26 protein-coding genes and 1 other RNA gene are annotated in these 21,315 nt (G+C 58.6%); 3 read left to right on the forward strand and 24 right to left on the reverse strand.

The window, feature by feature from the left end; translation table 11 throughout:
* Nucleotides 1-274: a transfer-messenger RNA gene (ssrA, locus tag ACN0TA_RS17330) on the forward strand; the annotation flags it as partial.
* Nucleotides 275-407: 133 nt separating this feature from the next.
* On the opposite strand, the gene ACN0TA_RS17335 is transcribed toward ssrA, so the two are convergent.
* The 16 genes from ACN0TA_RS17335 to ACN0TA_RS17410 all read right to left on the reverse strand — a co-directional run bounded on the left by ACN0TA_RS17335 (nucleotide 408) and on the right by ACN0TA_RS17410 (nucleotide 15,334).
* The gene (locus ACN0TA_RS17335; RefSeq protein ID WP_417585283.1) at nucleotides 408-923 is read right to left on the reverse strand and encodes a DUF2514 family protein; all 516 of its coding nucleotides are present in this window, start codon (nucleotides 921-923) and stop codon (nucleotides 408-410) included.
* Nucleotides 920-1,408, reverse strand: coding sequence for a glycoside hydrolase family 104 protein (locus ACN0TA_RS17340; protein WP_417585285.1), 489 nt, complete (start codon nucleotides 1,406-1,408; stop codon nucleotides 920-922). Before ACN0TA_RS17340 ends, ACN0TA_RS17335 begins: the two co-directional genes overlap by 4 nt.
* Nucleotides 1,409-1,452: 44 nt before the next feature.
* Nucleotides 1,453-3,702: a hypothetical protein gene (locus ACN0TA_RS17345; protein WP_417585287.1), complete on the reverse strand. Its 2,250-nt coding sequence runs from the start codon at nucleotides 3,700-3,702 to the stop codon at nucleotides 1,453-1,455.
* Nucleotides 3,703-3,775: 73 nt separating this feature from the next.
* On the reverse strand, nucleotides 3,776-6,457 hold the full coding sequence (locus ACN0TA_RS17350) for a host specificity factor TipJ family phage tail protein (protein ID WP_417585289.1): 2,682 nt from the start codon (nucleotides 6,455-6,457) through the stop codon (nucleotides 3,776-3,778).
* Nucleotides 6,420-6,845, reverse strand: coding sequence for a hypothetical protein (locus ACN0TA_RS17355; protein ID WP_417585291.1), 426 nt, complete (start codon nucleotides 6,843-6,845; stop codon nucleotides 6,420-6,422). Before ACN0TA_RS17355 ends, ACN0TA_RS17350 begins: the two co-directional genes overlap by 38 nt.
* The gene (locus tag ACN0TA_RS17360) at nucleotides 6,845-7,327 is read right to left on the reverse strand and encodes a DUF1833 family protein (RefSeq protein ID WP_417585293.1); all 483 of its coding nucleotides are present in this window, start codon (nucleotides 7,325-7,327) and stop codon (nucleotides 6,845-6,847) included. Before ACN0TA_RS17360 ends, ACN0TA_RS17355 begins: the two co-directional genes overlap by 1 nt.
* Nucleotides 7,324-7,845 (reverse strand): hypothetical protein, encoded by a 522-nt coding sequence (locus tag ACN0TA_RS17365; RefSeq protein ID WP_417585295.1) that lies wholly within the window; start codon nucleotides 7,843-7,845, stop codon nucleotides 7,324-7,326. The genes ACN0TA_RS17360 and ACN0TA_RS17365 overlap by 4 nt, the downstream gene beginning before the upstream one ends.
* Nucleotides 7,842-10,124 carry a tape measure protein gene (locus ACN0TA_RS17370; RefSeq protein WP_417585297.1) on the reverse strand — a complete coding sequence of 761 codons (2,283 nt, stop codon included), beginning with the start codon at nucleotides 10,122-10,124 and terminating at the stop codon, nucleotides 7,842-7,844. Before ACN0TA_RS17370 ends, ACN0TA_RS17365 begins: the two co-directional genes overlap by 4 nt.
* Nucleotides 10,121-10,480, reverse strand: a complete 360-nt coding sequence (locus tag ACN0TA_RS17375) for a hypothetical protein (RefSeq protein ID WP_417585299.1) — start codon at nucleotides 10,478-10,480, stop codon at nucleotides 10,121-10,123. Before ACN0TA_RS17375 ends, ACN0TA_RS17370 begins: the two co-directional genes overlap by 4 nt.
* Before the next feature lie 53 nt (nucleotides 10,481-10,533).
* On the reverse strand, nucleotides 10,534-10,932 hold the full coding sequence (locus ACN0TA_RS17380) for a hypothetical protein (protein ID WP_417585301.1): 399 nt from the start codon (nucleotides 10,930-10,932) through the stop codon (nucleotides 10,534-10,536).
* Between the two features lie 367 nt (nucleotides 10,933-11,299).
* Nucleotides 11,300-11,692, reverse strand: coding sequence for a hypothetical protein (locus tag ACN0TA_RS17385; RefSeq protein ID WP_417585303.1), 393 nt, complete (start codon nucleotides 11,690-11,692; stop codon nucleotides 11,300-11,302).
* Nucleotides 11,693-11,701: 9 nt separating this feature from the next.
* Complete coding sequence (locus tag ACN0TA_RS17390) at nucleotides 11,702-12,607, reverse strand: phage tail tube protein (protein WP_417585305.1); 906 nt, start codon at nucleotides 12,605-12,607, stop codon at nucleotides 11,702-11,704.
* A gap of 61 nt (nucleotides 12,608-12,668) precedes the next feature.
* A complete protein-coding gene (locus ACN0TA_RS17395) occupies nucleotides 12,669-13,085 on the reverse strand; it encodes a phage tail terminator-like protein (protein WP_417585307.1) in 417 nt (138 codons plus the stop codon).
* Between the two features lie 242 nt (nucleotides 13,086-13,327).
* Nucleotides 13,328-13,786: a hypothetical protein gene (locus ACN0TA_RS17400; RefSeq protein ID WP_417585309.1), complete on the reverse strand. Its 459-nt coding sequence runs from the start codon at nucleotides 13,784-13,786 to the stop codon at nucleotides 13,328-13,330.
* Nucleotides 13,779-14,354 carry a hypothetical protein gene (locus ACN0TA_RS17405; RefSeq protein ID WP_417585311.1) on the reverse strand — a complete coding sequence of 192 codons (576 nt, stop codon included), beginning with the start codon at nucleotides 14,352-14,354 and terminating at the stop codon, nucleotides 13,779-13,781. The genes ACN0TA_RS17400 and ACN0TA_RS17405 overlap by 8 nt, the downstream gene beginning before the upstream one ends.
* Nucleotides 14,351-15,334: a Rha family transcriptional regulator gene (locus ACN0TA_RS17410; protein ID WP_417585313.1), complete on the reverse strand. Its 984-nt coding sequence runs from the start codon at nucleotides 15,332-15,334 to the stop codon at nucleotides 14,351-14,353. Before ACN0TA_RS17410 ends, ACN0TA_RS17405 begins: the two co-directional genes overlap by 4 nt.
* Nucleotides 15,335-15,555: 221 nt before the next feature.
* Between ACN0TA_RS17410 and ACN0TA_RS17415 the strand changes: the two genes are divergently transcribed.
* Both ACN0TA_RS17415 and ACN0TA_RS17420 read left to right on the forward strand, forming a co-directional pair.
* Nucleotides 15,556-15,963 carry an Arc family DNA-binding protein gene (locus tag ACN0TA_RS17415; protein ID WP_417585315.1) on the forward strand — a complete coding sequence of 136 codons (408 nt, stop codon included), beginning with the start codon at nucleotides 15,556-15,558 and terminating at the stop codon, nucleotides 15,961-15,963.
* A 76-nt stretch (nucleotides 15,964-16,039) separates the two neighbouring features.
* Nucleotides 16,040-16,537 (forward strand): hypothetical protein, encoded by a 498-nt coding sequence (locus ACN0TA_RS17420; RefSeq protein WP_417585317.1) that lies wholly within the window; start codon nucleotides 16,040-16,042, stop codon nucleotides 16,535-16,537.
* 533 nt (nucleotides 16,538-17,070) lie between these two features.
* Here the strand turns inward: ACN0TA_RS17420 and ACN0TA_RS17425 are convergent.
* From ACN0TA_RS17425 to ACN0TA_RS17460, 8 genes are all read right to left on the reverse strand, one after another.
* Complete coding sequence (locus tag ACN0TA_RS17425) at nucleotides 17,071-17,466, reverse strand: hypothetical protein (protein ID WP_417585319.1); 396 nt, start codon at nucleotides 17,464-17,466, stop codon at nucleotides 17,071-17,073.
* Complete coding sequence (locus tag ACN0TA_RS17430; RefSeq protein WP_417585321.1) at nucleotides 17,466-17,840, reverse strand: hypothetical protein; 375 nt, start codon at nucleotides 17,838-17,840, stop codon at nucleotides 17,466-17,468. The genes ACN0TA_RS17425 and ACN0TA_RS17430 overlap by 1 nt, the downstream gene beginning before the upstream one ends.
* A gap of 1 nt (nucleotide 17,841) precedes the next feature.
* The gene (locus ACN0TA_RS17435; protein ID WP_417585323.1) at nucleotides 17,842-18,219 is read right to left on the reverse strand and encodes a hypothetical protein; all 378 of its coding nucleotides are present in this window, start codon (nucleotides 18,217-18,219) and stop codon (nucleotides 17,842-17,844) included.
* Between the two features lie 3 nt (nucleotides 18,220-18,222).
* The gene (locus ACN0TA_RS17440) at nucleotides 18,223-18,522 is read right to left on the reverse strand and encodes a HeH/LEM domain-containing protein (RefSeq protein WP_417585325.1); all 300 of its coding nucleotides are present in this window, start codon (nucleotides 18,520-18,522) and stop codon (nucleotides 18,223-18,225) included.
* 44 nt (nucleotides 18,523-18,566) lie between these two features.
* The gene (locus ACN0TA_RS17445; RefSeq protein WP_417585327.1) at nucleotides 18,567-19,607 is read right to left on the reverse strand and encodes a hypothetical protein; all 1,041 of its coding nucleotides are present in this window, start codon (nucleotides 19,605-19,607) and stop codon (nucleotides 18,567-18,569) included.
* 3 nt (nucleotides 19,608-19,610) lie between these two features.
* Entirely contained in the window at nucleotides 19,611-20,354 is a 744-nt protein-coding gene (locus ACN0TA_RS17450; RefSeq protein ID WP_417585329.1) for a hypothetical protein, read from the reverse strand.
* A gap of 114 nt (nucleotides 20,355-20,468) precedes the next feature.
* Nucleotides 20,469-21,107 (reverse strand): hypothetical protein, encoded by a 639-nt coding sequence (locus ACN0TA_RS17455; protein WP_417585331.1) that lies wholly within the window; start codon nucleotides 21,105-21,107, stop codon nucleotides 20,469-20,471.
* Complete coding sequence (locus ACN0TA_RS17460; RefSeq protein WP_417585333.1) at nucleotides 21,062-21,313, reverse strand: hypothetical protein; 252 nt, start codon at nucleotides 21,311-21,313, stop codon at nucleotides 21,062-21,064. The genes ACN0TA_RS17455 and ACN0TA_RS17460 overlap by 46 nt, the downstream gene beginning before the upstream one ends.
* Between the last annotated feature and the right edge of the window lie 2 nt (nucleotides 21,314-21,315).

A 21,315-nucleotide genomic window follows, 5' to 3' on the forward strand; every position in this document is an offset into this window, starting at 1 on the left:
CAACTACGAAGGGTACGCGCTAGCCGCCTAACCTTCATCTGGTCGCTTCGGCGCCAGCGGTCACTAGGGGATGCCTGTAAACCCGAAATGACTGTCAGATAGAACAGGATCGCCGCCAAGTTCGCTGCAGACGTAACGGCTAAAACTCATGCAGCTCGCTCCAAGCACCCTGCCAATCGGGCGGCGCGGAGTTAACTCAATAGATTTGGCTACGCATGTAGTACCGACAGTGGAGAGCTGGCGGACGGGGGTTCAAATCCCCCCGGCTCCACCAAACAAGCCCCGAAACATGGGGCCTCTAGCGGAAAAGGTTGTTGAAAGTTGCTGAAAATATGTCCCGGTTAGTCGGGGTTTCAGCAACATTTCAGCAACCTTTTTTGTTCCCCTCTCAGCCCGTCCGGGCAATCTCAATTCCCCTTCACCGCGTCATAAGCTTTCTCACACGTCGCCCCGGCTATTCCTCGCTCGTCGGCGACAGCAGCATAGAGTTGAGCAGCCTCTCCAATCCGGCCGAACACGTCGGCTCGCACTCGGGCGGCGTCTTCGGCTGACGCGCTGAGCTTGGCAGTGATGGCATTGCCGGCGTCACGACTGCGTTGCTCAGCTGTGGCGAGGCGCTGCTGCAGGCGCTCAAGAGCACTACCAGCGCGCTCAGCATCAGTCCGCGCTGAAGCCAGTTGTTCCTGTGCCTCTGCATCTGCTTTCTCCGTTTCGGCCTGACGCCGCTGGTTTTCCTGAATCACGAACAGCGCGGCACGGCGGTCGCGCTCGCTGACTTCGGTGCGGTAGTTGGCGAGCTCCGCCTGCGCCTTCGAGGCGTCAGACTGAGCCGACAGGACCCGGATCTGTTGTCCGCCCGCCACAAGGACCAAGGCAAGGACCCAGTAGGACCAAGTAGGGACCAACTTCAGCCAGGCGATCATGCGAGGAATCCCCCGGCCTTCGAGTACGCAGCCAGCAGGCTGCTAACCTTGTGCTCGTGCTGCCCGTAACCGGCGCCCGGCAATGACGCCCACCGGCTGCGGCACTTATGGATGGCCTGCTCGACGCGTCCGGCCTTGATGTCGTCCAGCGCCCGGCATTCGCGGATCAGTTGCAGCGCAATACGGTCTTGGTTTTCAGGCGTGAAGCCGCCGACCAATCCGAGCTGCTTGCGGTAGTGATCCCAATAGCGCGACAGGATCTGATAGCGACCCGCGGCGGTGGACTTGATGCCAAGCGATGGCAGACTGATCAGGCGTCGCGGATGGTCTGCGTAGGACTCGAATAACCCCCCACCGACAACCACGTCGTACCCTTCATCATTCGTCGCCTGACGCCCGTTATCTGTGCCTTCTGACCATGCAACGAGATCCAGAAAGGCACAGACGTTCGCGCCGCCCGCTTGGGCGGCTGATATTCGAGGCATGAGAACTCCAGGCAATAAAAAGCCCCGACTGGCGGGGCTTTAATTTATGAACAGATCAGTTCTAGCTCATAACTGAGCGAGTAAGAAGGACTAGTTCTGCCGCTCGCTAGGGATACATCGAACTGCACATAATGATCCTCAGCCACTCCAAGCTGACTTTCGCCGGCAAAGCTGACATTCGAGATTCCGAGTGTAAGGCTCTCGTTTGCCTGCCCCGACGCGCCCGTTGCTTGGATTGACGTAGTGGGGAATTCCACCAGACTTGTCGCGCTGACCTTCATATAGAAGTTGAACGTCTTCTCTAAAGTGGCGAAAAGGCCCGTGTTTTGATGTTTTACGGTAGAAAATAACTTGATCTTCCCTATAACGTCATTGACCTGATCCATACCGGCAATGCAGTTGACATGCACCCGAACCGGCACTACTGCGGGCTCCCCTGAAAGGCTTCGCGCAATTGCGCCGTAAGCCCTAACAATGTCACCCCCCTGGTCTGCCAGCTGGCGGCGTAAGTCGATATGCCTTACTGTGCCGTCGAGATAACTATCAATCCTCGGCGGCACATGTGCTCGGGCAGCGCTTCTTAAGTTGATTACGGGGGGAGTTGCAGTTGCCAGGGTGCCGAAACGGTTTCCAGGCCCGAAAACAAGGTCGGTAACAGACCCTTTTGCAGCTGCGGAAACACCAAAGGATGGCGCTTTCGTGCGAGTGACATAAACCCGTCGCCCGTTGCGCACCTCGACGACGGGCTTCACAACGCGATTCGGCGCTACGTAATCAACACCATCAAGTGTAAAGTCAGCATCGGCGTATAGATATTCGTAACCAGCCGCCACGGGATTGCTTTGATACTGGGAAAGCTCCAGATCATCGCCGCCGCTAGTCTCGATCACGCCGTTGAATAGCCCGCCACCGAAGCAGCGCATGTTCGAGATACCATAGTCGTTGGCTGCGTGAAAGCTGTGAACCTCCACGCGGAAGGCCGGGTGACTGTTCACCGCCTGATAAGCATCTTGACTATCGAGTCCGACGCATTTGTAGTCCGATGCCCAATCACCCATGTCAAGATGGGCGTGATGGCAATAGCGCGACCTAACGTTTACCTCTCGAACATTCCGCGTACCGCCGTATGCGCCAGCGGGGTAGCTCATGGAATCGTAAACCGGGTTTTCTACAGTCACGCCCCAACACTTGTAAAACTGCAGACCCACGCGGTAGATGTTGTTTGCTCGGTCGAACGGTCGCTGCCCGATAATCTCCGGGTTGCGCACAATTACGTCGCGAAGCGCCCACAGGTCGAAGCATACGTAAGGGGTCGTGTCGCTGTCGGCAGCAATTAGCTTCACGACTGGGCGCTTGATCTCTAGGGTTACCGGCCGGTAAACGTCCGCATAGATGCCTGAATCGCCAGTGCTGTACGCGAAATTCAAGCCGGCATCCAAGGTGAGAGTCTCACCGCTGACAGATGAAATACGCACCAAGTCCTTTTTGGTATCCGCCCAATCCGGCGACGGCTGAATGGCAGTGTTTACGTATAGCAAGTCCCCTGGCTGAACGCCTGCCGCAGAGGCCAGAACCCACTGCTTGGAATATCTAGGCTTAAGCGTCTGCGGAAGAACGCCGGACAGGATGGTCTGTCCTCGCAGTATGATCCGGCCGCCCTCAAAGGTCAGCGTCTGGCCGTTGAAATCAATCACGGTGTCACTTGTCAACACAACGTTGATCTGGCTCTTGAATGCGTAACCGTTCGCATTCTCCGGAAAGTAGATGCGACTCGACTGCGCAAGAGCAGCTGCTAGCGCTGGGCCGCAATCGGAAACGCCGTCAACCGGGGCGCCAGCGTCGATAATTGACAGCGGCTGATCTGAGAATTTATCGGATACGCTGCGGCCTCCGACGTTTACTAATTCGCCGCCATCTGCGCCGGCCAACTCCTGCCGCAGCACAGCATCCCCGACCGAAACGAATTTCGGCGCATCTACTGCCCAGTCGCCATTCAGCGAGTATGGAAGCGTGGTTTCGGCCTTGGCCCGGTAGAACTCGCCGTCTTTGCGGAATACCTCGCCGTAGTTCTCAATCAAAAGATCTGCAGCGTAATCGCCCTTGACCTGATAACCGAGGCGAGACAAAGCGTCCGAAACGCCCTGCTCGATACCTGCCCAGCTCTTGCGCTCAACGCCTAGCCGGTCGGTCCAAGTGGGGTCCTGCGTATTAACGGCAATGTCAGCGTTCTTCGCGTTGTCGTACAGGTCCCGCGGGTCCACCGAACCAACAGGGTTTCCGGTATTGAAAGTCATGCGTTTACTCCAGGCGAACGGGATCGCACGGCGTCCGTTTGGGCCGTGTCCGGTATGTGGTGTTGGCTAATTGTTAGGCTGGTGGTGTGGCGTCGTCGTAGGTGTAGACTTCTGGCGCGTAGTTGACCGCCTGCACCGTTGCGCCATCGGTGCCTCTAGGGCTGATGGAAGTGATCAGTGCCGGATAGCTCCAGCGGTTGACCGGGCCGAACAGCAGATGCGGCGGCTCGATGCTCCACGATGTGTCGGGCTCAAAGTCCAAGCCAACGATCGACAGCCGGTAGTCATCAATGCGCGTTGCGGCGTATGGACCTGAAAGCGTGCCATCTGGCCGACGAATACCGACCACATGCGCGCCGCCGGCCGACCAGTCGAACGGCTCGGATGACTCGATGATGCCGTTGTCGTAGCTCAGCATCAGCGCGCTCTGGCCGTAGCCGGGCACGTCGTCCTGAAGCGGCACGTAGCTGAGATAGCGGCTGTTCAGCGCATCGAGCTCAGTGCCAAAGCTGTACGACCATCGCCGGTACTTCTGTTCCATCCGGCGCCGCATCCCGATCCGCCAGGCCTGCGTGCGGCCTGTGACACCATCAAGCTTCAGCTTCTCGACGCGCACTCCAGCATCACCAGGTAGGCGGCACTGAACCGTCTCCCTCTGCCAGGTGCGACTGTCGACGTACTCAACGTCTACGCCATCGAAATCATCTGGTTTGAGCGCGGAGAACTGCCGAGTCAGCGGCTTAGTCATGTTCTGCGGCGTGTACGGGTGCTCCATGACCGTGCGAGGCTCATCACGCACCGGACGGATCAAACCGCGGTCGATTGTGAAATCCGCGAATCCAGCCTGCAGCGCCTCCAGCAACGATTGTTTCACCGTGCTAGCTGAGTCAATGACTGCGTCGTAGCGGTCGCCGCGGGCGGCCAATATGGCGTGCAAGCGGTCCAGTTCAGCCATATCCAAGTCGTCGTCGGTGTAACCGATCGAATGGGCAACGTGAATAACCCACGGGGCGATATCCCGCGTCGGGGTTTCAACATCCCAAGTGCCGCCGTTCCTGACTGGTAATACGCGGGTAGCCTCTACTGACACAAGCGCCTCAGACTGCGAGGCAAGGCGATCACCGCCGCGAAGTCTGACAGCCATGACTGTGACGCCATCATAGCTAGTGGGCGCCTGCAGCTTTGCTCGTAGCCCGTACCACTGAACACTGTCCTGAATGTTGGTATTCGTCGATTTGGCCCCGATGCGGCGCATGCGAACCTCTGGGCGCATCATCGATGGCAGGGTTTGACTGAACGTAAATCCAACCTGGTCGAGGGTTTTCTGCGTGATGACTTTGGTAGTTGATGCCCACGCCCCGGCCGCGTCGAAATCTCGATACTGAATCTCGACCGTAACAGACCGAGATATCAGCTGACCCTTACTGCCAATATGGATCAGACCACCAGGGAACATCACGTCCCATTCGATGAGGTTGGTAGTTTCGCCAGGCGGGCATGCGCAGAAAGGACCTGCCCAATCCCCCTGCTGCGTTGATGCATCCAGGGAAATCACAACAGCTGAACTCTGTAGTGGTGCAAAGCCGGACCAAGCGGTATCCGAAGCGCCCGTATCGGTCAAACGCTCCACTGCGATTGAGTACGGACCAGCCGCAGTGATTCGGTAGCGCAACCCGGCGTAGCCGATACCCATGGACAACGATCCGGTTTTCAGCCCGGTTACCGCGCCACCACCTACGTAGCTCAGCGTAATCTGTCCGACAGTGGATGGCGCAATTGGCGGGACGTAGGTTTCGATTTGATACAGGCCAGCATTGTCACCGGTTATCTCGATCTTCATTCCAACAAACGGGCCGAGCTTGCTGAAGTCAGCCTCGATTATGTCGCGGCCTGCCCCGCCATCGATCACGGTGTGCGGATAACTGGCCTCTACCCTTACAATCATGCCGGCAGCCCAGCCGTCCGGGAACTGGCCAGCGCCAGTCGGAATTGCAATCGTGTTGCCGCTAAGTTGGTACGAGCTCGCATCAGGAACCGGGTCAACCTCATAGGTTGCTTTAAGCTCAAGGCCCGCAGTCCCTGTAGATGTAGATCCGACCTCTGAGGCGCTATGCCACCAAGTCGACGCGCTGTCGCCGGAGACGTTTGCGCCTGGCTGGAAGATTTGGTATTGAGCATCCGCGCCGAGCGAAATGATTGGCGTGTTACCGACCAAAATCTTGCTGGCCGGAATGTCGTACTTCCCCTTCCCTACGCAAAGCAGCATCTCGACCCACTGCTCTCGCGGCCCTCCGAAGTAACGATGCGCAGGGAGCAGGTAGTCCGGATAGCGCTTGAAGGTGCCAGCGATTTCAGGAATCACGGCGTTGAGCGATACCTGGTTGCCTTTCGCCGTCACCAACGAAAGGTCTTTGCCTTGCGGGCGCGCCTTCGGTGTAGTTGGGGCGACCTGAGCAAACGGGTTACCAAGGCCGAACAGCTTGGCCAAAGGGCCAGGACGAAAGATCGTCTCTAGCGAGCTGCCCTTCGGCTCTACGCAGATCGACACGAAGTCAGCCGGCGCGAACTCAGAGTCATCCCAGGAGGACGGATCAATCACCTGGCCATTGATGGTTACGCTGATCGGCGCCTTATCGCGAGCCTCGAAGCTCGGCACGTTGACTCGCAGCCAGCCGTCCACAGTCATGCGATCGCTGGTTTCGTGGCGCTCAGCAGGCTCAGCCGCAAACTTGCTCGCGTAAATCTCGATCGGCATGGTATTTCACTCGGTAGTAGGTGCGTTCGAAGTCGGCTATGCGGAGCCAGCGAAAGCCGGACTTTGGGTTGATCTCTGCTACGGCCAGCACCCCATCCAGTTCGAGGACGACGCCGACGTGGGTGCAAAGCTCGCCGCTCATGACAGCGGCCAGAGCGCCCGGTATTGGCGGACCTTCCGGCAGCAGATCGGCATAGAGCCGGTAGGACTTGGCGGACTCGCGCAGCCGGTGACGACTGATAACGCCGGCATCTGGCAGTGGCGGCAGGCCAAGCAATTCCTCACGGGCCGCCATCGCCAGCCCCCAGCAGTCAAATTCCCGTACGCCGCCCACGACCTCGCCTCGCCCGCCGTCCACGTAACGGGCGAATAGGTATTGCTCAAGCATCAGAGGTATCTCAGGCCAGGTGAGAACGTCGTGGAGTAAACGTCGCGTGGCCACTGCCGGTTGATCAGGTCGAAGAACCCGGCCTGCAGCTGGACCGTCGAGCCATTCATCTCCCCGCCGAGGATGGTCATGCGATACGGGCGCTCGGCCGGCTCCGTCAGGTTGCTGGCGAGGAACTTTCGGTAGATGAGAGTGATGCGCTCCTCTGCCTCTAGCGCCGCGTCGACCTTCTGCTGTGCCGTGCCCATGACGCCATCTACGGCGAAGTCCAGCGTCTGGCTGCCGCGATTACTGCGCTCGGGTTCGGCGAGCTGGAAGGCCGCCGCTTCGAAGGTCAAGGCGCGACCGTTCTCGTCGATCACAGACTGATTCTCGAACCCCTCACACAGCAGGATCGGATCAGCCCAGGCTGCGCACGTGATCTCCAGCGTGTGAATGATCACGTCGCCGCCTGAGGCATAGACTTGCTCGAGGATAGTCATTGCGGCCACTCCTCATTCACGCCCCCGTCAAACGCGCCCATGTAGGTCTGGTATTTCGATTCTGGCCATTCGCGGTTCAGCGCTAGGTCTAGGATCGACGGGAACAGGATGTACTGCGGCAGATGTTGCCAGCCGTCGGCGAAGGTCTGTTTCTCGCGAATCTCAAGCCGGCAGCTGATACGCCAGTAATCAGGCCCATCCATGCGCGCGGTGTAGGCGGGGGCGCCATCAGAGCCGACAAACCGCATTACTGTCTGCCTTGCCGGCCCGCCAGTCTGCGCCCAGCCGGTAAACCACTCCTCGCCCTCTTTCAGCTCCCAGCGAAACCAAGCCTCGAACAGTTCGAACTCTTTCTGAGGCATTCCCCAGGAAAGCGTCACGAAGCTAGGTACGCTGGTATAGCGCCTGCGCTGACGTGCGCGGCCGCTGATCATTGGTGTGCGAGTCAGGTTCGGCGCGTGCTCGAGCGAGTACCCGGAAAGGTCCGGGTATGGCAGCTCTGCGGGATACTGGATCATACGCCGACCCCCTGCAGCCCAAACTTGGCGCCGATCGCTTCCTTCGTCTTGCCGTCGTTCATGATGTCGCTCCGGACCCTATCAAGGATCAGCGTCAGCGTGTCGCCATCCATTTCAGCGCGAGCCGTGACGGGTTCACCGTTGTTTATGATCTGAACGTTCGGCATTCCGCCGCCAGAACCGCCGCTGCTGCTCGACTTGGTGTGGTCGATGATCGTCTCGTTCGGATGAACCATGGCCATGAAGCCGCCCTTTCCGTCGAGACCTCCCGAGCGAGGGCCATATCCAGTAAACCCGCCACCATCAAAAGACATCATGGCCATGCCCTGCGCCAGAGTTGTCGTGCTTGTGATGGCCGCCATCGCTGGAACCGAGTTCGCACCAAATGACGCCAGCGACGCCATTGCAGCGGCAGGTGCATACGCAGCCGCCATGCTTGAGCCTGTTGCGACAGCGCCTGCGACAGCAGCTGCCTCGCTGGTCTTACCCAGCGCTAGCTGCAGAGCCTGATACGCGACCCATTGCGCAGCCATCTGTCCAAGAGCGTTCACAACGGAGCGAGCCATGCCTTGCGCCAAGTTTGAGACAGCTTCACCCAGGCTCTGCGAATCAAAGACCATGGACTCGAACGCATCACCGAAGCGGCCGGTGAAGTTTTCCAGCATCGTCCCGGCCATCTCATCGAAGGCCAGTAGGTTTTCCTGGGCGGCCACCATATAGCGCTCCCAGTACGATCCGTTGGCCTGGATCATCTGCTCGTCGTGCTCCTGCTTGAGCGCTAGCACGGCCTCGTTCTTCTGCTCTTCTGTGAGCAGAGTGGCATCCATGATGATCTGGCGACGACGCTCGTACGATTCCCGGATCTGCTCCTCTTCGGTGCGTAGCGATTCGAGAATGGACGCCGCTTTCTGGTTGTTCTGTTCCTCGGCGTCATTGGCAAGCTGGATCGCTTCTGCCTGCTTTTCGTAGGCAGAGACGGCCTGCAATGCCGCCGCAGCTTGCCGCAGTTGGCTTTCCGTTGCGCCTTCCGCTGCCAGCTTATAGAGCTCAACCTGATCCGCAGTCATGCCGAGCGTTTCAGCCTGCATGCGGATAGATTCGATCTGGCGGTCTATCGCTTTCGTGGCCTTGTCGGTCGTCTCAGGCGGAGGCGTCAGCGTCTGACTGACCGATGTATCACCCTTTGGGGTGGCCTCCCCCGGCTTGTTGCCCAGCTCGATTAGTCGATCGCGAGCTTTCTGGAACCTCTGAACCTGTCCGTCTAGCCCGGCGATTTCTGCGTCAAGCTCTTCCTTATTCCAGAACTTGAAGCGGAATAGCACCGTGTCTTCAGGATCATTTTTGTCCAGCCTGCTCCGGGCGTCATTCAGGTCGCGAATCTTCGACAGGGTGACGCTGATCTCGTTGTTGAAACCAGCGGCCGTCTGCTTGGTGTCACGGAAAAAGTCCATGAACTCGCCAGAGCTGAACCTGGTGAGCGCGCCGGACAGGTCGAGAACGGCGCTGGCGAACCCACGGCTTGCCCCGCTTGCTTCGTCCAGCTTGCCAACGATGCCGATCAGCGAGTTGCCGAAGGTGACCATGGCCTGGCCTGCCGTCACGTTCATGGTGCGCGACATTTCTTCGACGGCCGACTCTTGGTTTTGCAAGGCGGTGATGATTTTCGACGCGGTAAGCTCACCCTCTGCGCCCATCGCGCGTAGCTCGCCAGTCGACACACCGAGCCCCCGAGCCACGGCTTGGGCGAGTGCTGGGGTGCCCTCAAGAATGGAGTTCAGTTCGTCGCCGCGCAGGGAGCCAGACGCCAATGCCTGGCCGAACTGACGCATAGCGCCCGCTGCTGTCTGGGTATCTGCACCGCTGAGCGCAATCGTGCGGCTTACCGTCTTGGTAATGGCTTCGACTTCGGCAAACGACAGTCCAAGCGCGCTGGCGTTTTGAGCGATGCGCTGATAGACCTCGGCGGTCGTCTCGAGCGGCTGGTAAGTCTGCTGCGCCGCCCGCATGACTGCCTCTTGGGCATAGGCCAGCTGCTCGCTACCCTCAGTCACCAGCCGCAGCCGGTTTGTCATGTTGACGTACTGCTCGGAGGCGCGCGCGATCTCACGAATACTGATCGCAGATGCAAGGATTCCACCGAGTTTGGCGAACGATGCGCCCATACGGTTTGCCGACGATTCAGCGCGCCCAGCGGCTCCCGGAAGCTTGTCCAGCTCGGCGCGCGCCTTTGCAGCTTGAGTGCTGTCTACTGCGACGACCAGTCTTGCGTATTCAGTCATTCGGCAGCTCCAAAGTGCAAAGCGTGGTTCTCGGCGATCAGCTCAACCTGGCGCCGGAGTCGCGGATTCTTGATAAAAAGGTCAGCCGGCTCGGCTTGAATCGACCAATCGGCAACCAAGGACGCGGCGAGTACAGCGCGACGGCGCCGTGCTAGCGCCTTTCGCTGCGATGGGTCATTTGCGACGATTCGGCCGTCAGCGACAGCCTGTCGGACCAGTTCCTCGCGTGCTCGGCGGTGCTCATCGCTGATGACAGACCTGACGCGCACCCACTCTTTATTTCCAGCAGGGTCTATCAGCTCAATGCGAATTCCTGCGCTGGCCCGCGTCTTGGTGTAGAAGTCTTGGGGGCGCATCTTTTCTCCAGGCATGAAAAAACCGCCCGGAGGCGGCTTTAGTTGTCTTGCTGCTAGATGATGGGTATCAGCATCCCGCCATCACTAATTCGCCAACCCTCGACAAGCCGGCCATTGCGAAACATGAATCGGTAAGGCTTTGCACCGACGTAACCGCCGTAGCTGTTCTTTGCGTTGACCATGACGTCGAGCATGTAGCCGTATGAAGCCTTACGGCCCTGCAGAGGCGCCGTCAGCGTATACCCCTTGTAGAGCTGTCCGAACGATATCTGCGCCGTGTAAGGGTCTTTCAGGGTTCTCGCGAACACCTCTTTTGCCTTTGCCTCGGCATCGGCTTGGCTAATCTGCTCGCCATAGTCAGCTGAATCTATCTCCTGTCGAGTCGGCGGCGCGGCACACCCAGACAAAGCTCCGATCACGCCGGCCAGCAACAGAACTAGTACGAAACGCATGGTTTACCCCTCCCTGTAGAAAGCACCGACTTTACCAAATCGGCGCCCTACTGGCTCGCCACTCGCTGCTCAACCGATGCCAGGCGTCTGAGCAGCATGATCTCGTGCGGCTTCAGCGTGTGGCTGTAGAGGTCAGCCCAGGCCTTCAGCTCAACCAACGAGCTGACTGGCCTGGCAGAGCAGTACCAATCCCATACATAGGCAAGCTCAGGCGGGCAAGGCGGGCCATCAAGGCGTGACGGGCGCTTGCCGGTCTTATCCGCGATCGCTTCCAGTTGCGCGCGGACGGTGATGCGTTTGTCAGGACCTTTCTTAGGCCGCGGCCCGGCTGGCCGCAGTAGTCCTAGTTGATGCTCGGCGTGCGCGATCAGTCCGTCGGCGAGCTCGTCGAGCGTTTCCCAAAAAAACGGCGGCGGTCACTCGCGAACCGGTCAACCTCTGCCGTGATGTAGGGTGATTCGCGCAGGAACTCAAGCAGGGCGCCGCTTGTGAACTCAACCTCGAATGACCAGCCGATCACGAACGCCGCGTTCAGCTTGAGGCGCGCCGCCTCGCTCTTCTCCGCACGCTCTTTCTCGTCCTTCACAGACGCCAATGCAAGCAGCTCGCGCCTGAATTCGTCTGTCGCAAAACGGAACTCATCCGAATCCACGCCGCGGACCAGCAGCCACTCATCCGTTGGCGTCCCATCAGGCAGGGAGAGCGGCATGCGCTCGCCCTCGTTCGCCTTGGCCCGGGTGAAAAAGTCACTCGGTTTCATGCAAACCCCTTACGCCGGAATGCGGGTGATGGTGATTTCAGTGTCGACGGCCTGATCGTTGAAAGCCTTGTAGTCGTAGGACTGAATGATCGGATCGTCGCCGCTGCCTTCTTCGCTCGCGCTGGTCAGCTTGGCCTGGGTCATGCTGACCTGATAGCTGTTCTCGCCATCGGTCAGGGTCACAACCAGCGGAGTTTTCGTCTCGCCGAGGTACTTCGCCTTAAGGCGATCGTCTTCGATGTAGGCGGACAGCGAGCCGTTGACGTTGATGCGGCCCAATTTGACATCGTACGCATCGCGCGAGAACAGGCGGTAGATCGCCTCCATGCCGTTCTCAAGCGTGATGCTGAGAGCGGTCGCATGGTTCAGACCGGTACCGCCCTCGAATAGCGATCCCTCGAAGGTGGTCATCATCACGGTGTCGGTCGGCTCGGCGAAGGTTTCGGCCACGTCTACGACATAGGCCTCTTCCTTCGTGCCGATCAGCGAGAAGGTGATGCCGATTTTGCTCTGCAGCGGGCAGTCGATGGTGACGGTCCCGATTTCGCAGCCGCGGTAAATCTGAGTCCGGCCAATGTCTTCGTTCTGCTTCAGCACGGCGAACTTGCGTCGGGTGGATCCGGTTTTTAGGACGTCATCAGTCCATGTTCCATGGAAAGCGGCCTCAAGCAACATGTCGAAGGTGCCGAAGGTCAGCTCGGCCTCGAAATCACCTGCGACACTGGACACACCGCTGCGTGACTCGGCCATGTGGCGGCCTGGCAGCATCTCGTCCGACTCCAGCTCCTCGACGGTCTGGCTAAGTCCGTTACTGATCAAGCGCAACGGAATCCAAGCTACTGCAGGATCAAGCGCGCCGTCAGGACCTTCCGGCTTGAGATACGTATTTTGCGAAACACCTACTGCATAGGCCATTTGCTTTCTCCAGAAATGCAAAAGCCCGCACTAGGCGGGCCGCTGTTGTTTCTTGATGGGGTTACGCCAGGAAGCTCCAGGCGGTACAGCTAACGCTGACGCTGACTGACTGCCAGACGTCCTCGGTTCGGATAGGCGATCGCTCGGCGCGTCGGATCAGGACGCCTTGGCCCTGATAGTCCAGCCGCTTGCCAGATGTGAAGAACCTCAGCAGGGTGTCTACATCTGCGAGCATGGGCGCGAACCCCGTATCCTTCGGGTGGAACAGATCGATCTGAAGTATCCCGGTCCATTCCTGCGGGGCATCGGTGCCCATCGCTGCCGGGGCTCTGCCGCTGGGTAGCCCGGTCAGGCGCGCCCAACTTTGGCCGCTGGTCGGCGTGAAGGTCTTGCCCTCGTATGCCGTCCGGTTCGATGGCATGACGCCTGATGCCAGATATGCAGAAACCAGGGCGCTGTGAATCTTGCTTTCGCTCAATTTTTCGCTCCAAAGAAAGAGGGCGACCCTTTCGGAATCGCCCTCATGCCGTTTACGGCCCATGCCTTACCAGACAATGCCTAGCCTGAGCACATCGCACCTGGCCACGTCTTGCCCCGCCACTGGCGGCTATCGCCACCGCATAACCGCCCACCTGAGCGGCTATACGCTGTTTACAGCCCATGCCTTGCCATACCTCACCGCGCCATAGCTCGCCTAGCCAGACCGGATCGAAACTCGCCTCATTGCAATGCTTTGGTGGCCATGACCTGCAGCGCTGAAAACTTGGCTACTGCATCCATGTTTGCCCGGCGCTGCTCGTTGTTCAGCTCAAGCACTCGCAGATTGCGAAGCTTGCTTCCCGCTGCGCCGAATATCTTCTTTGCACTCCGCTGAAACTCGGTAACCGCCAGCTCTGTCTGCTCATGCGGCGGAACCCATCGGTAGCCCTGCCCCCAGACTGATTGAAGGCAAACTTGATGGTCCTTCAAGAGTTCGGATTTGAATGCTTCGACATTCGACAGCCATTCAAATTGGCGCTCTCGGAACTGCTCAGCAGTGAGCTGCTTCGAGTCACCAATGGTCGGCATCCCGAAATGCTCTTCAAGCCATGCGTGGCTGACCATATCGCCATATGCAAACTCAGCAAGGAAGTCTTGCACGGCCTGCTTATATAAGGGGTACTTGACCATCTCATCCATAAGCCACCTCAAACCGGCCGAAGCGCGGACGGTACTCACACACTCCGATCAGCTTTCCTGAATCCTCTATCGCCTTCCTGGCTTCTTCTAGGTTGATGACATCGGTATTCACCGCCACTTCAAGCTCCGCTGCCCACTCCAAGAAGACCGGGCGGTAACGCATGAGCTTGGCCATACCTACCTTGACGCCCCGGCAGTCAACGAAACGCGTGTCTTCCCACAGCTTAGCGGGCGTCGACGGACCATCGAAAAGCAGCTTCGCCTTATCCGTCATTACCAGCGCTCCGCGCTTCCAGTGCACGCCCATCTTCTGCAGCTTGGCGCCACTCCAGAAGGTCGCATCGAAGTTCTGGCCGGGAATGTAGAAGCCGACCTTCTCGTCCCAATAAGCGCCGGCCACAAACTCGGAGCGCGCAATCGCGAGATGGTCATCATCCGTTTTTTTGCGCTTTCCGGTCAGCTCCTTGTGCGCCTTGGTTTCAGGAAGCAGCGGGTTTGCCAGCTTGTCGCTATGCATCATCAGCGGCGAGGTGCCAACGGTCCGGATGGTAAGCAGCTCCATGCTCATGCTGCCAGCCCCTGTGCAATGCAGTCATTCGGGCGCAACCCGCCAAGTCCGCCTGGGCTGACCCGTAGCTCGGCCTCTTTCAGGCTCGCAAGCACATCACGATCCAGCAAGCGGCCCCAGCGGAGCATGTTGTCTACATGTTCGAAGGTCCCGGCCCACATATGGCGATTGATGTGCTGCAGCCCCGCACCGATGCCTTGATTCCAGCGATAGCCGACCCATGCTACCGAATGGAGCAGGTGTGAAAGGTTGATCGCCTGGGAGTCTGTCAGTGTTACGCCGCCGCTCGAATCCTTTTCCAGCCATTCGCCCTCAACCACGTACGCGGCGATGAAGTTGCGCGCAGCGTCCAGCTTGTCTGCTGGTATGTCAGCAACCGAGCGGACCCCAAAGGCACTGTTCAGATGCTGGCCCATGTTTGCCAGAGCCTTGCGACGGTGCTGGCTTGGAAGGCGGGCCACCTTGCAGCGCTTTACAGCGGCAATAAGCTTTGCGCCCTGAGCACCTATGCTTCCGCTGGGCGCTTGGCTTATCCCGAGCTGGCCCGCCATCCAGTTGAAGGCAGAGATATAAGCCTCTTTGACCTGCGCCGCTTTCTTGCCGGTAAAGCCCATCACCAAAAAGATGAAACCGTCTTTGGTCATTTCACAGAGTGGGCTTTTCCGCTGCACTGCCCCGGCCATGATCGTTTCTTGCGTGAGCGTAAAATTGCGCTCACGGAAATCAGCTGAGCATTCGATGCTATCAAGCTTGCGCAGCACGTCTTTGTGCTGTTTGCCGAACGCTTCGGCAACCTTCATCGAGTCTGTACGGGCTTCACCGTTGCGCTCCGCAACAAACTGGCGCAGATCAATCACTGTGGTATTATTCATCTCGCGTTCCCTTCCAAATGTGTTCGCATCTGAAGCCCTGACGACTCTCACCTCGTCGGGGCTTCTTCGTTTCAGGCTACTGCCTGCCTGCTCTGCAATTCCCGCCACTTGAAACCCTCCTCGATCAACAAGCCAACCTCAGCGGCTTGGCTGCGGCGGTTCCGCTTTGCCTCTTCAGTCACCCGGTCTTTGACGACTGGCTCTACTCGTGCAAACAGCTGGGGTAACTCCCGAATCTTCATATTGCCTCCATAGCACCGTGCTTTGTTGTGCTCATTCAAGCACCGTGCTTTCTTGCTGTCAATAGCACCGTGCTGCATTATTCATTTATGAGTAGAACCGACCCCCAAGTTAACTTCAGAATGCCCGCTGAGCTGAAAGAAAAGCTCGAAGCGGCTGCAGCTGAGAATCGTAGATCCACTACTGCGGAACTCATCGCCCGTCTTGAATCAACTTTTCACGTTGACCATATTCGGCCTGCCAACATGCTTTCCGCCGACGACGCCGATATCGCTAAAATGGCCTCAGGCGTGCTCATATCAGGCGAAGCTCATAGATCAAGCGCACCTATTTCAGATCTCGAAGAGTTGCGGATTAACATCGAAATCGTTCTTGAGCAGGTGAAAGGCATGACTGCGACACCTCGTACAAAGCAGCTGAAGGCATCGGAGCCAGCCTTATTCGACGAGCCACAACCGCGCCGTCTCAGAACCACCCGCAAGCCAAAAGCCGAGTAGCCAGTCTACGCACCGGCTCCTTACTGGCAACGAAATGTCCTTTTGTGCTTTTGTTCCCTCTGTCCAAGGAAAGGCCGTGATCCTGAACCGCGAACTACAGCTCCAGATACTCCAGCGCGTAGCGGATGCCTATCCGGCGTTGGTTCAGCCAGAAGACTTCGGACTAGATGATTCAACCGCAGACATTGTCAGAAACATCCACTACCTGAACGATCATGGTCTGATTGAAGGGGTGTTCAGCCAAAATCTCGGCGGCGCGATCGCTCGCCCGATGGCCATCAAGGTGACCCACCGCGGCCTCGACTTTCTGGCCGATGACGGCGGGCTCAGTGCAATCTTGGGCGTCGTCACCGTGAAGCTGCACGAGGATACAATCCGGCAGCTAATCACCCAGAAGCTGGAATCCTCAGATCTCCCAGAGGAAGAGAGGCGTCCCCTGCTGCAAGCTGTTCGAGAGCTTCCCGGCGAGGCCATAAAACACCTGACAACGAAGCTACTGGACCTGGGCATGGATAATCTGCCGGGTGCAGTCGCGATAATTCGTACAAGCCTGCAGTCCGCTTCTGGCTCATAGTTTCCTTGCCTACCAACCGAAGTTCGGCGTAGCCGATCGGTCCAGCCGAGCGGCTCCATAGATTTACAAACATGACCGGGGAGCTTGAGCCCGCTAAAGCAATGAATGCTTCTGTTGATTGTCCGCTGCATCGCTCGCTAATAAATATTGCAGCCATGTCTCGCTGGTTAACTTTCATGAGCCTACAAACTCTCTAGGAAAAAATGATGCAGACAAAGCCATACATGATCGGTCGCTGGGGCGTCTTCAAGGACCTGGAGTCACAGGAGGTGCTTGGGCACATCGTAGACGGAGCTGGGCAATCAACTCTGCCAGGGCGGCCGCCTTTCGACGTCTCGAATGGTGCCTTGTTCGACCCGGACGGCAGGCGGCTTGGGCACCTAGCCCCGCTAGGTGATGTCTGGGCTGTTAACCATGGTGATAACGACACTGGGCATGTTTTACGACCCGCTTAAGACATGGCCTCCGTCTGACCGGCTCGGCGCCGCGGCCTGTGCCATCAACAGAAATCCCCGCGCGTACGGGCGGGCAGCTCAAACTCTATGCTTACGAATCGCCGCCTCAACCATCTTCTCTACTCGATCCATGCTCCGCGTAACCATCCCCTCCGGAGCCTTGCTTGAGCTGCCTCGCTCAAGTTCTTCGATGTAATGGAGATTGTTCGACAAGAAGGTCACTTGGCCGGCGCCGGCGGGTGTTTTCGTTTCCACCTCACCGATCGCTTCGCCTCCGCTCTTGTCTAGCCGATCCGGCTCAGCGGCTGACGGCGCGCCAACTGAAGCCGTCCACGCACCCCTCGCCCGCCCTGTGTCGACTGGCGTCATTCGGATCACCCCACTGAAAAGCTCGAGCGTGGCCACGCGGGTGATCTTGTTGTGTGCCTCGGCAGTCAGCGTCGTGAAGCGCCGCACATCATTTGCGAATGCCATCAGCGCCTCCCTTGGATTTCGTAGACCAGCGGCGTGCCGGCCGGGTTGATCTCTTTGATGTTCACCGCGGTCCACGTATGGCCGCCTGCGATGACTTGGGTGCTGAGCGTAGGAGGCGTGAGCCCCTTCGCTGCAATCAGAATCTTCTTGTCGTTCTGCCGAATGTCACTGCCGGCTAGGTTGGCGGCACCGGACTCTTGGAGACCGTACTCCTGAAGGATGCAGCTACCGACCTGCTCGGTGACTGTGCCTGGCGTCGTGCCGCCTGTGATCGGGTCGTACTCGCCCGGCACTGTGTCACGCAGGGTCACCGGCTGGCCAAACTCTGTGAGCATTTCTAGCGCAAGGCCTGCCATTTCGTCGTAGAAGGCCATCTCACACCCTCTTCAGCATCATGACGCCGGCGCGGCGCGTCCATGGCGCCAACAGGGCTAGCGCGAAAGATTCGCCAGCCGTCAGCAGAACCTGACCTTCGGCGAATACGCGCTTTCGGGTCACGGCCCCCTCTACCCTGTCTTCCGTTTCGAGGACTTCGCGCTCAGCTGCCTTATACAGCAACCCAGCTGCAGCCTCCTTCGCCACCTGCGCGCCCGCCAACTTGATGGCTTCCGGAGTAGGGTCCGCGACAGGTTTTCTAATCTTGGCCGTCAACCAGGCATTGGCCATAGTCACGGCAAGGACCGCATCACCGGCGCCAGCCCAGCTAGGACCAAGCAGGGTGTCTACATCGGCGACGGTGATGAAATCGGTCATGTATCAGTCCTCGTTGGTTTCGGCTTCACCGGCTTCCGGCTTGGGTTCCGGGATCAACGCTTGCAGGTCGGCTTTCTTCGCGCCGGCCTCATATTCGATACCTTGCTCGGTCAGCCAGTCTTTCAGCTCGGGCACATTCATCGTGTGCGGGTCAGTTTCACCGGCTTCCGGCTTGGGTTTGCCGCTACCGTCGGCAACGCCGCCACCATTGCCACCCTGAGGAGCTAGCTGGGCCTGCTTACGCAAGCGGTTGATCTGGGCAAGTGTCAGTTGTTCGCCCGGCTTGATGTCGTCTTTGCTCATGATCGTCTCCAATGAGAAAGAGGGCCGAAGCCCTCATCCAGCCCTTAGGCGCCGCGAATTTTCAAGAACGCGATTGGTACGTTCTTCCGATCAACCACGCGCTGCCAGTTGGCAGCCTTGCGGAGGTCGGCAAGCAGTGGCGAGAACTCGTCGACGCTAGTATCAGCACCGGTGCGGCCGTTCACGTTCGCGCGATTGGTGATGTCGGCCCCGGTGAACTGGTAGCCAAACGGGTGCAGGATCCACGTCTTGCGCTCCCACAGCGTTTCCACACCGCCACCGTTGCCAGCGCGCGCCTGACGCTCGATCTCCACCGGAACCAGTGGGTCGCCTTCGCCGTACCCGAACGCGCCGGAACCGAACAACACAGCAGTGGTGCTGATGGTTGCCGGATCGCCCGCGCTAGTGGCTGGCATGGAGTCATCAACGATGACACGCTGCCCCATGAACGTCGGAATGGTCAGGTTGCCCTGGCTGTCCGGCACAAAGTCGATGTCATCGGCATCAATCATCTGCTTGTAGGCCAGAGAATGGACCGCGATGGCCGACAGCTGACCGAACGCATCGCCCAGCGTGAACACTGCTGACGTGAACGACTGGCGGGACCACAACTCAGCGGCACCGTCGTAGACCATGTCGCCATCGTTGTTCGCTTCGTTCGCGGCCAGCAGGCCTACGGCAGATGCAATGACGCGGCGCTGCCACTGACGCTGCCAGTAGGTGCCAAAGCGGTTGCGGATGCGCTGCATTGGGTCGGAGCCGGAGAGCTCGACCACCAGATCAGCAGCCGAGTAGCCCTGGTTCAGGTAGCTGATGCGAGCCTTCTGCAGGCCAGAGCCGAGCTTGTTGGGCGAAGCCATGTCAGCCGGATCGTCGTTCGACGCGTTCGGCTCGACTGAAGCGTCCAGATCCCGCCAGAACGGAACCTGAATTTCCTGGCCGCCAGTGCTGGCTTTCGCGTCCAGCATGTCGTTACGAACGACTACGCCGGATTCAAAGAAGGCGGTTCGCTCAGGGGTGTTTTCTGCTTGGTAGTCTGCATAGACTTCCGGGATTACTGCGTCTGTTAGGCGTGTAGTAGCCATGATTTATTCCTTGGTGGTGGCCGCCTCACGCAGCGCTCGGTACTGATCGGGGTTGTTCCGATACAGCGCGGTACGTTCGGCTTCGGTTAGGTCGTTGAACTTCTTTGTGGCCTTGCCACCGTTGTCGCCGGTCGGTCCGGCACCCTGAGCCCTTGGCCAGAGGTGTGTCGCAGACTCGCGAAGCGATTCCGCCCATTCGAGCGGGGATAGAGGCGTCTTGCCGTCCTTGCCGTAGATGACCTCGCCATCACGGTCGGTAGCGATCGCCTCGCCGTCCTCGCTGAGTTTGAAAGTGCCCCGGGCGCGAAGAATGATGTCCTCTGCTGCCTCAGGGAGCGCGCCGGCCTTGATGGCTGCGGCGCGGATGGAATCTGCCAAGACCTTATCGCTGTACTTCGCGGCGAAGGCCTCTGCTTTGTCAGCGCGGGCCTTCTCGGCCTGCAGTTGCTTGTCGAGATCGTTGCGCAGGCGTTCAGTCCGGCGGGTGATCACCTCGTCAAGCTTGCCTTCGGCGATGAGTTTGGTTTCCTCGTCCTGGCCAACTTTGGTCAAAAGACCCTTCACAGCCTCGATGTCCAGCCCTTCAAACTGGGTTTTGAAGCTATCGAGCTCAGTCGTGGACGTTTTGAGCTTGCCAAGCAGCTCGGAGTTTTTGTTCTTGAGCCCGGAAGTCGCCGCTTCCACCGCAGCTGCGATGGCTTCCTTTACGGATGGGTTTTCAAGATCAATCGTGTTTTCGTCTGCCACTTGGTTCACCCCTTGGGTTTTGTCGGCCCGCTTTGCAGGCATAAAAAAGCCCCGGCATTGCCGAGGCTTGTAAAAAGAACCCGCATCAGGCGGGCATTGGCTTCGTCGCTGGCGTTAGCCGGATCTACCTTCCAACGCTGTACGCAACGATTGGCAGAAATCCGGGTTGATCTCCTGCTCGAAACTGCCCAGCGATGTAACGACTACGACATACAAAAGCGGAATTGATGAGCCGGGATGAGCCTGGGCCCACTCCGTTGCGATCCGTCCGTACTCGGATGCGTCCGCCGTGATCGTGTATGTGTCGCCGTACTGCATCTGCCGAGGAAGATCTCCAGACTGCACCAATGGCGGTCTAGATAGCGCTATGGTTTGCTCGCCGCGTTTAGAAGTCAAAAACACTTCCAGCACCGTTGCGGTTCTACCGCCGCTGGAAACCAGAGACAACCAATAGCCATCCCTAGTTGAATACTGCTTGAGAAGGATTTTTTCTTCAGAATCTCGCCGCTGCTTCCAGGCCAACCATAAAGCGGTTAAGACCGCTGCGGCTGATGCGATTGCTGATGCCCATTCGCCCAAGCTACCCAAGTTCAGTACATAGCGGTCCGCAGTCTCTGGGTTCATTTGGATTGCAAGCGCGAATCCCGCTGCAAAGCCCAATACAACACCAGACGCGGAAAGGCTCAAAACCAGCATATGAATAAGCCTCACAGCAGTACTACCCTTTCGCCCTTCATGAAGCATGTCGCGCAAAGGGTCTGCTTCGTCCCGCCGCTCGCCTTACCGCCTTTGAAGACCATGCCGACCTTCGTTTCGATGACCTCCGAACCGCTGCACCGAAAGCAGCGCAACAAGCACGCAGCTTGCGGACGCTTCTGCGTCAACTTGCGCGCTTTCTGGCGGTTGTCGTCATCAGCGGCACTGCCGTCGATGACGTGAAGTTTGGGCTTGTCTGTCATAG

This window comes from Pelagibacterium sp., assembly GCF_048264985.1.
In the GTDB taxonomy this organism is placed as follows: Bacteria; Pseudomonadota; Alphaproteobacteria; order Rhizobiales; family Devosiaceae; genus Pelagibacterium.

Excerpts from the sequence above, each read along its gene's own strand:
- ACN0TA_RS17335 (WP_417585283.1), bottom strand. The coding sequence starts at position 923 with ATGATCGCCTGGCTGAAGTTGGTCCCTACTTGGTCCTACTGGGTCCTT.
- ACN0TA_RS17340 (WP_417585285.1), bottom strand. The coding sequence starts at position 1,408 with ATGCCTCGAATATCAGCCGCCCAAGCGGGCGGCGCGAACGTCTGTGCC.
- ACN0TA_RS17345 (WP_417585287.1), bottom strand. The coding sequence starts at position 3,702 with ATGACTTTCAATACCGGAAACCCTGTTGGTTCGGTGGACCCGCGGGAC.
- ACN0TA_RS17350 (WP_417585289.1), bottom strand. The coding sequence starts at position 6,457 with ATGCCGATCGAGATTTACGCGAGCAAGTTTGCGGCTGAGCCTGCTGAG.
- ACN0TA_RS17355 (WP_417585291.1), bottom strand. The coding sequence starts at position 6,845 with ATGCTTGAGCAATACCTATTCGCCCGTTACGTGGACGGCGGGCGAGGC.
- ACN0TA_RS17360 (WP_417585293.1), bottom strand. The coding sequence starts at position 7,327 with ATGACTATCCTCGAGCAAGTCTATGCCTCAGGCGGCGACGTGATCATT.
- ACN0TA_RS17365 (WP_417585295.1), bottom strand. The coding sequence starts at position 7,845 with ATGATCCAGTATCCCGCAGAGCTGCCATACCCGGACCTTTCCGGGTAC.
- ACN0TA_RS17370 (WP_417585297.1), bottom strand. The coding sequence starts at position 10,124 with ATGACTGAATACGCAAGACTGGTCGTCGCAGTAGACAGCACTCAAGCT.
- ACN0TA_RS17375 (WP_417585299.1), bottom strand. The coding sequence starts at position 10,480 with ATGCGCCCCCAAGACTTCTACACCAAGACGCGGGCCAGCGCAGGAATT.
- ACN0TA_RS17380 (WP_417585301.1), bottom strand. The coding sequence starts at position 10,932 with ATGCGTTTCGTACTAGTTCTGTTGCTGGCCGGCGTGATCGGAGCTTTG.
- ACN0TA_RS17385 (WP_417585303.1), bottom strand. The coding sequence starts at position 11,692 with ATGAAACCGAGTGACTTTTTCACCCGGGCCAAGGCGAACGAGGGCGAG.
- ACN0TA_RS17390 (WP_417585305.1), bottom strand. The coding sequence starts at position 12,607 with ATGGCCTATGCAGTAGGTGTTTCGCAAAATACGTATCTCAAGCCGGAA.
- ACN0TA_RS17400 (WP_417585309.1), bottom strand. The coding sequence starts at position 13,786 with ATGGATGAGATGGTCAAGTACCCCTTATATAAGCAGGCCGTGCAAGAC.
- ACN0TA_RS17405 (WP_417585311.1), bottom strand. The coding sequence starts at position 14,354 with ATGAGCATGGAGCTGCTTACCATCCGGACCGTTGGCACCTCGCCGCTG.
- ACN0TA_RS17415 (WP_417585315.1), top strand. The coding sequence starts at position 15,556 with ATGAGTAGAACCGACCCCCAAGTTAACTTCAGAATGCCCGCTGAGCTG.
- ACN0TA_RS17425 (WP_417585319.1), bottom strand. The coding sequence starts at position 17,466 with ATGGCATTCGCAAATGATGTGCGGCGCTTCACGACGCTGACTGCCGAG.
- ACN0TA_RS17430 (WP_417585321.1), bottom strand. The coding sequence starts at position 17,840 with ATGGCCTTCTACGACGAAATGGCAGGCCTTGCGCTAGAAATGCTCACA.
- ACN0TA_RS17435 (WP_417585323.1), bottom strand. The coding sequence starts at position 18,219 with ATGACCGATTTCATCACCGTCGCCGATGTAGACACCCTGCTTGGTCCT.
- ACN0TA_RS17440 (WP_417585325.1), bottom strand. The coding sequence starts at position 18,522 with ATGAGCAAAGACGACATCAAGCCGGGCGAACAACTGACACTTGCCCAG.
- ACN0TA_RS17445 (WP_417585327.1), bottom strand. The coding sequence starts at position 19,607 with ATGGCTACTACACGCCTAACAGACGCAGTAATCCCGGAAGTCTATGCA.
- ACN0TA_RS17460 (WP_417585333.1), bottom strand. The coding sequence starts at position 21,313 with ATGACAGACAAGCCCAAACTTCACGTCATCGACGGCAGTGCCGCTGAT.